This is a genomic window from Shewanella piezotolerans WP3 (assembly GCF_000014885.1).
Lineage (GTDB): Bacteria > Pseudomonadota > Gammaproteobacteria > Enterobacterales > Shewanellaceae > Shewanella > Shewanella piezotolerans.
The window spans coordinates 724593-737387 of the sequence record NC_011566.1 but is presented as its reverse complement, the minus strand read 5'-3'; the positions used below and the strand labels follow the sequence as shown (position 1 = coordinate 737387).

Annotated in this window: 11 protein-coding genes; 2 read left to right on the top strand and 9 right to left on the bottom strand. The window is 42.0% G+C overall.

Annotated features, from left to right (window positions below; all coding sequences use genetic code 11):
* Window positions 1-41: 41 nt before the first annotated feature.
* From SWP_RS03240 to dusA, 3 genes are all read right to left on the bottom strand, one after another.
* Entirely contained in the window at window positions 42-242 is a 201-nt protein-coding gene (locus tag SWP_RS03240) for a PspC domain-containing protein (RefSeq protein WP_020910929.1), read from the bottom strand.
* 225 nt (window positions 243-467) lie between these two features.
* Window positions 468-776 carry a hypothetical protein gene (locus tag SWP_RS03235; RefSeq protein ID WP_020910926.1) on the bottom strand — a complete coding sequence of 103 codons (309 nt, stop codon included), beginning with the start codon at window positions 774-776 and terminating at the stop codon, window positions 468-470.
* Between the two features lie 224 nt (window positions 777-1000).
* Window positions 1001-1984, bottom strand: coding sequence for a tRNA dihydrouridine(20/20a) synthase DusA (dusA, locus tag SWP_RS03230; RefSeq protein WP_044555630.1), 984 nt, complete (start codon window positions 1982-1984; stop codon window positions 1001-1003).
* Window positions 1985-2429: 445 nt separating this feature from the next.
* On the opposite strand from dusA, the gene SWP_RS03225 reads away from it, so the two are divergent.
* Window positions 2430-3152, top strand: a complete 723-nt coding sequence (locus tag SWP_RS03225; RefSeq protein WP_020910924.1) for a hypothetical protein — start codon at window positions 2430-2432, stop codon at window positions 3150-3152.
* Here SWP_RS03225 and SWP_RS03220 read toward each other — a convergent pair.
* From SWP_RS03220 to SWP_RS03195, 6 genes are all read right to left on the bottom strand, one after another.
* Complete coding sequence (locus tag SWP_RS03220) at window positions 3149-3589, bottom strand: hypothetical protein (RefSeq protein ID WP_020910923.1); 441 nt, start codon at window positions 3587-3589, stop codon at window positions 3149-3151. The genes SWP_RS03225 and SWP_RS03220 overlap by 4 nt on opposite strands.
* Window positions 3589-4311, bottom strand: coding sequence for a TorD/DmsD family molecular chaperone (locus SWP_RS03215; protein ID WP_020910922.1), 723 nt, complete (start codon window positions 4309-4311; stop codon window positions 3589-3591). The genes SWP_RS03220 and SWP_RS03215 overlap by 1 nt, the downstream gene beginning before the upstream one ends.
* 52 nt (window positions 4312-4363) lie before the next feature.
* Entirely contained in the window at window positions 4364-5008 is a 645-nt protein-coding gene (locus SWP_RS03210) for a DMSO/selenate family reductase complex B subunit (protein ID WP_020910921.1), read from the bottom strand.
* An 11-nt stretch (window positions 5009-5019) separates the two neighbouring features.
* Window positions 5020-7551: a DMSO/selenate family reductase complex A subunit gene (locus SWP_RS03205; RefSeq protein ID WP_020910920.1), complete on the bottom strand. Its 2532-nt coding sequence runs from the start codon at window positions 7549-7551 to the stop codon at window positions 5020-5022.
* A gap of 590 nt (window positions 7552-8141) precedes the next feature.
* Window positions 8142-9092, bottom strand: coding sequence for a LysR family transcriptional regulator (locus tag SWP_RS03200; RefSeq protein ID WP_020910919.1), 951 nt, complete (start codon window positions 9090-9092; stop codon window positions 8142-8144).
* Window positions 9076-10053, bottom strand: coding sequence for a LysR family transcriptional regulator (locus SWP_RS03195; protein WP_020910918.1), 978 nt, complete (start codon window positions 10051-10053; stop codon window positions 9076-9078). The genes SWP_RS03200 and SWP_RS03195 overlap by 17 nt, the downstream gene beginning before the upstream one ends.
* A 409-nt stretch (window positions 10054-10462) precedes the next feature.
* On the opposite strand from SWP_RS03195, the gene SWP_RS03190 reads away from it, so the two are divergent.
* Window positions 10463-12697, top strand: a complete 2235-nt coding sequence (locus tag SWP_RS03190; protein ID WP_044555629.1) for an OmcA/MtrC family decaheme c-type cytochrome — start codon at window positions 10463-10465, stop codon at window positions 12695-12697.
* Window positions 12698-12795 lie beyond the last annotated feature (98 nt).

Below are 12795 nucleotides of genomic sequence, written 5' to 3'. Positions count from 1 at the left end.
CACGGCCTTCTGCGTGGGCTCTTGTCCTTTAGCCGCAGATATCAACATTGCTTTTCCCATTTAGGTAACAACAAGGCGAGAACAAAGTAAATCACTAATCCCATTGCTGGATTACAAAAAACGGCAACGGCACATACTACACGAGTCCATAAACACGACCATTCAAACTTATCCGCCATTGACGCAGCCACACCACAAACCAATGATGATGGGTCTTTTAACCTGCTAATTAAATCAGCCATTTCAATCTCCCTATTATCTCTCTATGAGCATTTCTATATTAGAAGTTCTACTCAATCAAAACTGTGCTAATAAATCAGTTATTGGTTGCAACAGTACTAAACCAATCACTTGAACTTAATCTTTCAACTTGTGCCACTGTAGCGAGCAAACAAGACAAGCAAACATCGCTAAACTAATCACAGGCAGCAGCAGCAAGCCAGCAAACTGTGCAATAAACCACATAATTAATCCTTAACTAGTGCGCTTGTTACCAGCGGAGTTTCAACCTTTTCAGCTGCCAGTGCACTTGCGTCAATTTCTTCACTGCTATCCAATTCGAACATCATTTCTGACATCTGAGATTGAATAGAAAGACTCAACTCTGTTTGCGCTTTAGCAACAATATCTTGCATTTGAGCACTGATATTTTGCTCAATGTTGCTTGCCACTTCAGAGACTAACGATGTCTCGGCTTGAGCAGATAAACTTGCGCCTAATAACGCAACAGTTAATACAGAGGTCTTTACAGTCTTCATAACAATAGAATTAAACATAATGGATTCCTTTTCGAGTTTCGCCTAATTGCATAGAGACTAATACAAGTGCCGTGCCAACTTTTAATAGATAAACTAAACCACTGAATAAAAACAATTTTATTATTTTTAGGCTTGAAGTTAAAACGAAAGGACTAAGGAGGTGTATCGAAGGTTAGTGAAACTCACCATGCTCTGGTGAATTTCACTACATATGATCTTTTAGCGGAATAATATAGTAAGAATTATAGACTAACGACTGCTTTCATCTCTTGTCTAGCCTGGGTTACCACTTCTATCCCAGCCCCCGATTTATGTGCATTTTCACTTATATATCGACGCCAAACACGCGAACCAACCTCTCCTTGGAACAAGCCGATAATATGCCGAGTAACATGATTCAGCTTACCGCCCGCTTGTAAATGTTTCTCTATATAGGGAAGTAGCTTCTCCAAAACAGCATCTCGGCTCATAACCGGTTTATCAATACCACATAACTGTTGGTCGACTTCGGCCAATATATAAGGGTTCTGGTAAGCTTCGCGCCCAACCATAACACCATCAAGCTGTTGAAGATGAGTCTTACATTCTGCCAATGTTTTCACACCACCATTAATACTAATACTCAGATCAGCGTAATCACGTTTCAGCTGATACACACGCTCGTAGTCTAGCTCTGGTATTTCACGGTTCTCTTTCGGACTTAACCCTTGCAGCCAAGCTTTGCGGGCATGAATGATAAAATCATTACAGCCAACAGCTTTCACGGTATCAATAAACTCGGTTAAGAATTCATAACTGTCTTGTTCATCAATACCAATTCGGGTTTTCACAGTCACTGGAATATCAACAACCTGCTTCATTGCATCAACACACTCAGCCACCAATGTTGGCTCAGCCATCAGGCAAGCACCGAAACGACCATTTTGAACTCGGTCTGACGGGCAGCCTACATTGAGGTTAATTTCATCATAACCGCGCTCAGCAGCAAGCTTGGCGCAAGTGGCAAGATCAACGGCGTTTGAGCCACCAAGTTGCAACGCAACAGGATGCTCCTCTTGGTTATAAGCAAGGTAATCACCGCGGCCATGAATAATAGCCCCAGTTGTCACCATTTCGGTGTACAACAACACTTCAGCAGACATCAATCGTGCAAAGTAACGATAATGGCGATCAGTCCAATCTAGCATTGGAGCAATAGAGAAAGTGCGGTTGAGTTGGGTTTGCATATAATTACCAAATAAAACGAGAACAAGAGCCGATCCGGGCGCGCATTTTACACTGCTAACCAGCAAAACGACAGTACTAACCGTATATAGCCCATTAACTGGTATAGGGTAACTTGAATTACCCGTCACTGCTCTTGAGCCATTACATAACTATAGAGTGTAGCAAGTAAGAGGGACTCCTTTGAGTGCGCTAATGAGCCAAGAGTTTTCGGAGTGAATAGAACACGAACTCTACCTTTATTAGCGGCACTGCAAGCAAGTTAAGCAAAGGTTGCCACCTACCTAATCGATAACCAATAAAAAACAACCACCAACAGCGAGATAACAGGTGTACAGACCGATATCACAACTTATCGATCTTAGTTCCAATAACTATTGCAGAGCTTGGGTTTGCTAACTAATTTGTAAGTATCCGATTGTTTCTGAGACAACAAGGCATTGAAAAATGACAATCAAACAACAGATAAAAAAACCAATCGTCTCAGCATGGAAGCCAATAATAACTAAAACAGAATATACTCAAGTTAAAGGAGGTGATCTCATTCAACTTATCTCTTCTGACAGCAAGGTTTATAAGGTTTGCTCAGCATTCGATAGCGCCATTGCAGAAGGAAGTAACCCCATTGCTGTTTTTCAAGATCTGAGCAGCAAGGGACAACCATGTTTTTGGTTAGAGAAACAACCACCGCAAGCAAGACGTAGCAATATCACACTTGCAGATAACGCTATTGTTAAATTTCATGGCCAGTATTTTACTTTAGAGCAGAGTGAAGGCTCATTGCAGCTGTGCCCTATAGCGCCAACTCTTAGCCAACTGAACTCCCTCGACGATATTAAGCTGGCGCTATCGAAAGCTCGAGAAAGAAGCGCAGAGCAAGCAAAGCTACATTACCCTTTAGTTCGCAGTCGAGGTATCAGTATTACGGCTTATGGTAATAACGGCTTGCCGATTACAAGTTTTAAGGTGACTAAATTTACCTGCAAGCATCAACTAGATAAGGCCATAATAATTGCCAAAGCAGACCATCAAATTGAAACGATTAGTCTATCGGGAGGTTATGATGGCCTTAATAGCATTGGCGATCCTCATGCCACACCTTTAGTCAGTCAATTCTCACTGCCAGTTTGGTCGAAAACATTAGGTTATCTCAACATTATCGTCGATTAACACATAGAGCGGTGGTTTCTAACCTCCGCTTTTGCAAGTGTTTGCAACTGGTTGTATAGCTTTATGACCAGTTCAATATTTCCTTGCAGATGCATACTGTTTTCATTACAGGCGAGTTTTTTTGCAAAGCGGTTAGCTAGGGACACAATCTGCTGCTCGCCTTGGCTTAATTCAGTCCCCTGAACTTGCTTTACAAAAAGCACTCTGAGGCAAGTAAATAGCGAGTTAAAAATTAATAAGTCGCTCATTGAGGTTGCTTCTAATAGCTCAGGAGTTTCACAGCCAACAATTGCAGCAATAATATGGCTGGTAGTTTCTATTGAGGTTGCAGCACTAAATAGATCATGTACTTCTGGCTCTAAAGCCAAGTGCTTTACAACCTCTTCGGCAAAAGCACTCTTTTTAAATTGTAACCTTGTGGCCTCAATAACACTCATCAGTGCCGACTCTTTACATGCACAGCAGAAAGAATGTTTAGCTCAGTGGTTAGAGCATTCAGCAGTTCTCTTAGTAACAATGCCATAGCACGATAAAAATCAGTTTTGGCATTATCAATACTGGCTTGTAAAAATGGAGCAGACCAAGTCAGTAGATGATTTGACAATAATAAAGTCAATACTTGCTTTGACTCAATGTGCTGACTTTCTTTTGTTGGATCTGACATTAAGGTTAGCAGCTGTGAAATCACCGACAAAAAGATGCCAATATGATCGGCAGGTTGATTTTTATCTAGTTGTAACTCAATACCATGGTCACCGTAGAATCGAAGCAGCTCGTGAGTACTGGTATCATTAAGTAAGCGCTGCTCAGTTAACCAGCAAGAGCCCCAAGGTAGAGCCAGAGGCATACTCGCGCCAAAATAAAGATCGCCATAATCAAGCATTAGCTCTGTTAATTTTTCGTCGTTCCAGCTATCTAAATAGCGAGAAAGATAACTAACTCCTAAATGATAATCTTCATTGTTGGCAAACATATGCCAAGTTTTGCTGATCTCATTTTGCGCCAGTAAGTTTATGAAATCAGCACTTGGGTAAGCGAAATAGACGTTATGCAACAGCTTGGCGATGCCTGCGGCTTCCTCAATATCAAAAACAGCAGCGGACTTTTCAGTACCTGAGCTTGCCATTGGGCTTAAAGTGGCTTGTTTTAACTCTGTCATTTTTTACCTCACATCAAGTAAACAGGGCGCCATAGGCGCCCCGTGCTATCGATTAAACTTCTCTGCTATTAATAACAGCGCCGCCTTTACCAGCATGGCGGTTATTCTTAACAATGAGGTTAGGCTTGGTCACAGAAAAATCAGGTAATGGTTTAAGGTGAGTATCGCCTTTGCCATATTTAGCTTCTAGATTTTCCATGGTGTCAAAATCAAGCGCATGTAACGGGCAAGACTCAACGCAAATAGGCTTTTTATCTAACTCCAAACGATCAGAACAACCATCACACTTGGTCATCTTTTTACGCTCAGTATCCATTTGCGGCGCATCATAGGGGCAAGCTTGGGCGCACATATTACAGCCGATACATTTGTCATCATTAGTTTTCACCAAACCGGTATCTTGCTCTTTATGCATAGCGCCTACTGGACAAGTACTGACACAAACAGGTTCACTACAGTGGTTACAACCAATAGAGGTGTAGTGAGTGTGAATGTCGTTACTATAGCTACCATCAGCATTTTCACTGAAACTGCCACCAACAAACTCATAAACGCGACGCTGAATAATACCATCTGGAAGATCACCACGTGATTTACACGATACATGACAGGTCTTACAGCCAGTACATTTAGAGCTATCAAAATAGAACCCGTATTGAACTTGTTCCGCTTCGGTTGTTTGAATTAAATTAGTCATTATCTACTCCCCTACTTAGCCTTAACCTGAACACGGTTGGTATGTTGTGGATTACCTTTGGCATAAGGCGACGGTTGGTAACGTGTTACCGTGTTGATACAGCCCCCTTCATCGATAGGATTACCGTTAGCATCTGCACGGCTCTTATTCGGTGCATACCAAGCTCCTTGGCCAAGGGCGGCAACACTAGGCATAACACGTAGCGTGATGCGCACAGGGACTTCTAAGGTGCCGTACTGGTTCGTCACTTGGGTCATATCGCCATCTTTAAGCCCGCGTGCAGCAGCATCAACTGGGTTCATCCACACAGCGTCCTCTACCGCTTCACGTAGCCATGGCACATTATGATAGCTTGAGTGGGTGCGGCCTTTAGTGTGGTATCCCACCAACTGCAGTGGGTAATCCGTATCGACATTTTCAGTAGTATCTTCATACCCTCCCCAAGTACGTTGATACTTAGGTAAGGCTGAAACGTAGTCTCCCTGAACCTCTTTATCAAATGTACGCTCTACACCAAATTTTGCCATTTCAACAGAATACATCTCGATCTTGCCACTTGGCGTCCCCAGCGGCTCACCACCATTAATAAACGAGTCCATTGAGATAACGGGTTCAGGGTTGCTGTAGTGGAAGATACCGATATCTTGGGCTTCTTTGAAAGTTGCAGGCAAAGCAGGAATAGCATTGGCATTATTAGCATTGGCCGCCGCTTTACCATAGGCCTCTTCCATCCACTGCTCTTCAGTTTTACCTTCTGTATATTCTCCTTCTTTACCCATGGCTTTTGCTATCGCTAAGCCCTGCTCAAAATAGTTACGACACTCAAACATCGGCTTAATAGCACGCATCGCGGTTAAGTAACCGGTGTTACCTGCAGCATAAGATGCTGACGCGAAATCATCGGTTTCTAACCAACTGGTGTCAGGTAGGAGAATATCGGCAAACTTCGCACTTGGTGTCATCCAGCAATCACTGACGACGATAAACTCACATAAGCTTTCATCTTCCAGCGTTTTAGCTGTTAGGCTTGTCTCTGAGTGTTGGTTAATGAGTGCATTAGAGTTAAGCGCAAAAATCGACTTTACTGGTGTTCTAAGTGGCGTATCTAAATCTTCAAGCCCTCTAACATCATGACTTCTACCGGTCATGTTTTCATGATTACGGATAGCCTCTTCCCAGTTGTAGAAGCTGATGGTTGTATCGATTGGGTTTGAGAGGCCTGAGATACCAGAAGCGCTTAAGCCTGAACGACCTTGTGACGGCATCGCACCGTTTGACGTTCCTAAGCGGCCTACTTGATTAAATACCCATGGCAACATGTAGCATGAACGCATCGCTTGCTCACCGTTAGCATGGCGGTTAACCCCCGCGCCAGTAACGATAAAGGCATTTTTAGCAGACATGATCTTTTGCGCGACGGACTTAATCGCATCTTCTGAGATGCCACAAATTGCTGCCGCCCATTTTGGTGTTTTAGCACCTTCAGCGACAAACTTACCTGTGCCCATAATGTAGTCATAGAAGTTTTCTTCAACATCTACGTATTGAGCAAGATCTTTCTTGTCATCATCCGCTTCTAGCACCGCTTTCAATGTTTCTAGTGATGCCTTATCGAAGCCTGAAACATGTTTATCCATGAATGCTTGATCGACATGACCTTGAGAAATAGCTTCATACATCAAGGCTTCAGCAAATGCTGAATCGGTACCTGGGCGAATACCATGCCATTCATTTTCTTTACCTAAACAGGAATCGGTATAACGCGGATCAACCATGATGACTTCACAGCCAGGATTCGCTTTTAATGCTTCTGAGAAATCACGGCCTTCACCTGAGCCAGATTGACGCATCTCGTTCGGGTTGTAACCTATGCCTAAAAATAGATCAGAATGCACCAAACCATTTAGCGTTGAACCACTGGTACCGTAGTGCCCAGTCGCTTTCGAGGCAAAGTTAAGCTGCTGCCATGAGTAATTACCTTGAATTCTTAAGTAACCACCGTTGAGATTTAACACTCTGTTAAACCAGTTTGATGACTTAACTGAGTAGTACGCGCCAGTGCCATAAAGCTTTAGAATCGAATCGTTGCCGTATTGACCAGCAATACGTTGTAACTCACTCGCAATTTCAGCAGCAGCTTCGTCCCATGTGATAGGTACAAACTTACCTTCACCACGTTTACCAACACGTTTCATTGGTTGCTTTAAACGATCTGCAGCATAGGTGCGCTGCTTCAGTGAACGACCACGAGCACACGCTCGTACTTGATGTAGTTTGCCCGCTTCATCTTCAATATTGTGGTCAGTCTCGATGTTTGCAATCGAACCATCTTCATTGGTAAATACTTTTACTGGACAATTAGAACCACAGTTCACCAAACAGGCACTATAGCCGTAGGGAGCCGTTTCATCAGGCTCTGGTGGGATGGGCTTACCAGGTTCAATGGGAGTCCAATCGATAGAGTCATCATCACTACCACAGCCAACAAGTACAGCTCCAGCCGTTAGGGCACTGGTTGCTTGCAAAAAAGTACGTCTTTTCATTTTGCGTTACCTCGACATTTAACAACATTGTCACGCCTAAATGGCGCATTTTAAGTGCATGTATACCCACACTTTCAATAAGGTAATTATCTTCTTAATGTTTATAATTTAAAAAAATAGCAAATAGAAATGTGATACTGAAGTGTGTTTATCAACATAATACTCAACATTTCGTGAGCAAGTTCGTTAAATGTTTTTCGCTTGTTTAACCTAAGCTAACTAATTTTGGTAAGCAGATCACATTCGTGAATACGACTGTGAGATACAACTAGAAACAACCTGAAATAAGCTTAAATAACAATAACTTACTAAAAAAAAATAATTTAAAAAATGTTTATTAACGAATAAAAATCAGTTTCATTAAGTTTTATATTCGATAGTTTTACCACTATTTAAATATTAATGGCTCTCTGTTTTTATAAGGTAAAGTTTAATTAACTGCGACTGTACCTGCTATCTAGAAATAGTAATATCGACACTCGCGCTCTCTCTACCATTGCGATGCTTATTAATCGTAAGTATCGAATAACCGTCCATATAACAGCCAAGGAAACTGAATATGAATCACAGCAGTTCAATTGATTTTAATATTATTTATGAGACTTGATGATATAAGCTTCTAGCGTTTTCTGTAACCACATCGGCGAAATAACTTTACCGTCTGGCGCTCTCTTTAGCCACAGATAAACAGTTGGATAACTAAAGCCTTTCAATATTGCTCTATCTTGTGAATAGTCAACTTTTTTAGCCTTTATACCACTAATGCTCGCTAAAAAATCAACTGCTGCCTTCACCCCAACAATCATAACTGCCTCAGAGTTAACCAAACTACTCGCTGCGCTACCAAGATCTGGAGCCGTTGCATATACCTGCATAGGTTTACCTTGTGACGCAGCATAAACGCCTATTGGAGATTTATTTGCAGGAAATGGCATAGTGGCAAGCTTTACTATTGGGTAATTAATCATGTTATCAATTGAAGGGTCATCCCAAATGGGATGATGGGATCGCGCAACTAAATACCCTCCTCTATGCTGGATAATGGATTTGGACAAAAGTTCTTTACGCGTTGACGGCTTGAAGCAAATAGCGGCTTCAATCTCACCATCAATCAATTGCTGCTCACTGAGTTCTGACCAAGCAGTCGTTGATATTGCGATATTGCGATTTAGTTGATGATTGATAGCATCATTCACAATTTCTTGCGCTAAACCAATCTCTAACTGTGGCACTGTTCCAATCACGATTGGTGGTTCAGCGGAAGATACTTTTCTAATGGCATCCTCCTCAATAGAGCGACTACAGGTTAATATTTCCGACAGTGATATATGTAAATGATGAGCCAGCTCTGTTGCGATTAGCTGGTTATTTTTTCTAATAAATAGGGGATCGTCAAACACCTCCCTCAAAGCACTTATTGCACGGCTCACTTTAGGCTGTGATAGACAAAGATCATTTGCAACAACCTTGGTGCTGCCTTTGAGGTATAACTGACAAAATATCTCAATAGTACTGATACTAATATTACTCAGTTTTTTCATTTATACCTCCAGCAGGCAAAACCATATTTCCATTTATATAATCCTGAATTTCATTTATTAACCAAGGGGGAATATCTGCGCCCTTTCTCGATTGGGTAATATAGTGGTGGTATTGACCACTGCGCTGATTAATTAAATTGCAGGTAGAGTCATCTAACTGTTTCATTGCAATATCTCCCCGCTGACAAAGAAACTCAATCGCATCTCGATAACATAAAAGTGCAATGGCATTACTACTTTCAAGTTGGATCATCAGATCGGCTAACAAACATACCTTTGCAATAACGTTTAAACTACGATGGCTATCTAGCGCGTAGCATTCCAGAGGGTCGGTAATATCCTCTAGTTCATTTCCAGCGAAACTGATGTATGGGTAGTCAAAAATATCATCAAGCTGCAGTGGCTCATTTAGCGCCAGAAGTGAATGCTGACTTCTTGCAACCATCACATAAGCATTTGACTTAACGATGAGTCTTGAGGATAACTGCTCAGTGTTATACGCACTATATGTCACAGCTATATCTACCCGTTGTTGCTTTAATAGCTCGCCTACGTTGCTATGACAGGATTTGATGTGGAATATAAAATCTTCGTTTTCTTCAGTCGCTCTTTTTTGTAAATGACGTAAAAGATTCAGTGATAACGTTGGAGGGCAAGCAATGACTAACTCTCGTTTTCGAGGGCTTTCAAGGTGAATGTCAAAGCTTTCGCACTTTTTAGCTAACTGTACAATTTTTTTCATTTTAGGATAAATATCATCAGCAAGACTGCTTCGCTCAAATCCCTGCTGTTTACGAATAAATAATGGTGCCCCCATCGAATGCCTAATTGATTTTAAGCTCCGACTCACTTTTGAGCTTGGTACCCCAAGCGCTTTGCTTACTGCCGTTGCATTTAATAATTCATACAGCAAAACAAATACTTGAATATCAAATAAGCTATTTGTATTTAACTTCTTCATTCAACCTCAGAAAGATTATTCACCCCTTAAGTACACTAATCTAAACCAATAGCTAAATCTTAGGTATGTCTGTTATCTAAATTCAGCCGCTTTACTTTAGTTGCAGCTCAATTATGTGAACTTATCCATGTAAATGAAATGAAAGCTGATTTCAGTTTTAAGATTTGCAATATACGCATTTTGCATTTCCATCTACTGAATATCGAAGCTAACAACTAACCAACTGGCCTAAAAAAGTAAAAGTAACCACACAAGTACCAAACCAGAAGCGATTAACACCAAGCAGCCGCGACTGGATAGTTAAAAAAACCAATCGCAACTCATTCAACATCAGTGATCCACCTCATATTCACAAGCCAGCCAACTATCTAACATTTCAACAACCAAAAGTGGTTACTTTAAGGAACGTATGATGATAACAACAAAAAAAGTATCGTTAGCACTGTTGATTAGCTCCGCATTGCTAATCTCTGGTTGTTCAGATGGTGAAGATGGCAAGAATGGTGAAGACGGACAACCTGGTGGTCCGGGTGGGCCTGGTGATCCCGGCACCTCAGGGCTGCATATCGATATGGCGGCAGAGGCAATAGCTGAAATCAGCAACGCAACCTATGCAGACGGGATCATTACCGTTGATTTTGATCTGGAAAACAAAGAGGGGGTAGGGCTACATGGTCTTAGCGCTGACAACGAATTTCATGATTTCCGCTTCTCATTAGCTCAACTTGAAACCAATCAAGGCTCAGATCTAAAGCAATGGATATCTTTACTCAATGAGACCACCAATGATGCAGGTACAACCTTTGAGCAAGGTTTCGAAAAGCTGAAAGATTGTGCAGAGTGCTTAGTCGACCATAAAGACGGCACTTATACTTATACTTTCAACACCAACCTCCAAACAGCTGAAGATGCTGCGGGGGTTATTTTTGATGCTGCATTAACACAACGCATTGCGATAGAGATGCAGTTTGAATATGCCTCAGGACATGAACTGGCTGAAAATGCTCATTATGACTGGATCCCAGCAAGCAACGCTACAGAGGGAGTTGAGACTCGCGAACTAGTCACGCTTGAAACATGTTACACCTGTCATCAACCTGACAGCCTCAAGGCTCACGGTGGGCGTAGACTCGATTTAGAAAACTGTCAGTCATGTCACAACGGCATTGTTTCCGATCCAAATGATGTTTCAGTTGAGCTAGGTCATATGGTGCATGCGATCCATATGGGCCCTGAGCGCGAAGGAAAGGATGCTGAAGGCAATGTCGTCCCTATGCCTTATACCATTGCTGGCTACGGCGGTGATCACGCATTTGACTACCCCGCTTTTCCGACTAAACCTTTCATGGATTGTGCCGTATGTCATGTTCAAGACGAAGCGCTAGCTGACAAAGATCTGTGGCTTGCAAACGCTAATGCCAATGCCTGTACTGGTTGTCATACTGACTCTCCAGCACAACATAAGTCAGACAAAAACCCTGAGTTAACATGTACAGATTGTCATAGTGCAGCAGTCCATACTGACCATAATAAACCTTATGACACAGCTGAAACCTTTGATGTTGTCTTTAAAGATGTCGATTTATCTGTACCTGGGACTATCTCATTTAAAGTTCAAGCATTAACTGATAATGGCACTGTTATCACACCAGATCAGATCTTTTGGAAGTCTTTTGACTTTGGTAAATATTCTAAGCCATACGTTGTTGTTTCTTGGGATATCGAGAAGGATTATCCGGAGCAAATAGGCGATGCTGTATATAGCAAGCGTCGTATTAATGTTAAAGATCACCCTTTTGTTGATGGTTTCTTTAATGTAACGACTGCTGCGATTGATATTCCTACTAATATTGCAACCCGTTCACTAGAGTTATTGCCGTTATTCAAAGTCTGCTTTGAAGGTAGTACTCCAGCAGATTGTGAGTATGTTTCACAATCAAGTTTGATTGACTCACAGTACCCAGCTTATATCCAATCTGAGCCATACCGCGTGCTGCTAGATGACGCTTATGGTGGTAAGCAGGTTCGTCGTCCTATTGTTGATACAGCAAGCTGTTTTGGTTGTCATAGTAAAGAGTTCTACCATGATTCCAATGGTGTGAACTGTATTGCTTGTCATACCAATGATAAGCAACTAGGCGCTGTTGAAGATAAAGATGGCGATGCAGTTGTATGGGGCGAGATGAAATCTTCAAGCTTTATGTACAAAGCGCACAAAGCGACTGGTCATGACAATGGTCACGGCGGTAGCGGCACTATCTTGAAGACTGATTGTACGACTTGTCACTCTGCGACTGAAGGCTATGGCGGTCTTAAGTATGGCTTTGAGTTAGGTCGCAATGCTGGTCAAGCTCATACAGTGCCAAGCTTTATTGCTGTAGAAGGCAATGATCCTTTAGTGAACCCTGTTGAGACTTGGTATGCATCACCTGATGCAGCGGCTTGTATGAGCTGCCACCAGAAGTACCTATCAGATGCAGCGATGGCACACATTAGAGGTAACGGTGGATATTTCGGTGCCAATAAAGATGCTGAGCATATTGTCGATGTCAATGATGCGGGTAATGCAAAAGACGCAAAAGAAGCTTGTGCCACTTGTCATAGCCCTGCCAAGGTGATGGAACATCATGGGTTTAGTTTGTAAAAATTGCGCTAACAACAGAGTGCCTAACTTGTCCCTAGGTATACTCTAACCTTTTTATCCCCTGCAAAAGTCAAAGGCACCCTAGGGTGCCTTTTTAT

Coding starts and splice junctions, on each gene's coding strand:
- SWP_RS03240 (WP_020910929.1), bottom strand. CDS start 242: ATGGCTGATTTAATTAGCAGGTTAAAAGACCCATCATCATTGGTTTGT.
- SWP_RS03235 (WP_020910926.1), bottom strand. CDS start 776: ATGTTTAATTCTATTGTTATGAAGACTGTAAAGACCTCTGTATTAACT.
- dusA (WP_044555630.1), bottom strand. CDS start 1,984: ATGCAAACCCAACTCAACCGCACTTTCTCTATTGCTCCAATGCTAGAT.
- SWP_RS03225 (WP_020910924.1), top strand. CDS start 2,430: ATGACAATCAAACAACAGATAAAAAAACCAATCGTCTCAGCATGGAAG.
- SWP_RS03220 (WP_020910923.1), bottom strand. CDS start 3,589: ATGAGTGTTATTGAGGCCACAAGGTTACAATTTAAAAAGAGTGCTTTT.
- SWP_RS03215 (WP_020910922.1), bottom strand. CDS start 4,311: ATGACAGAGTTAAAACAAGCCACTTTAAGCCCAATGGCAAGCTCAGGT.
- SWP_RS03210 (WP_020910921.1), bottom strand. CDS start 5,008: ATGACTAATTTAATTCAAACAACCGAAGCGGAACAAGTTCAATACGGG.
- SWP_RS03205 (WP_020910920.1), bottom strand. CDS start 7,551: ATGAAAAGACGTACTTTTTTGCAAGCAACCAGTGCCCTAACGGCTGGA.
- SWP_RS03200 (WP_020910919.1), bottom strand. CDS start 9,092: ATGAAAAAACTGAGTAATATTAGTATCAGTACTATTGAGATATTTTGT.
- SWP_RS03195 (WP_020910918.1), bottom strand. CDS start 10,053: ATGAAGAAGTTAAATACAAATAGCTTATTTGATATTCAAGTATTTGTT.
- SWP_RS03190 (WP_044555629.1), top strand. CDS start 10,463: ATGATGATAACAACAAAAAAAGTATCGTTAGCACTGTTGATTAGCTCC.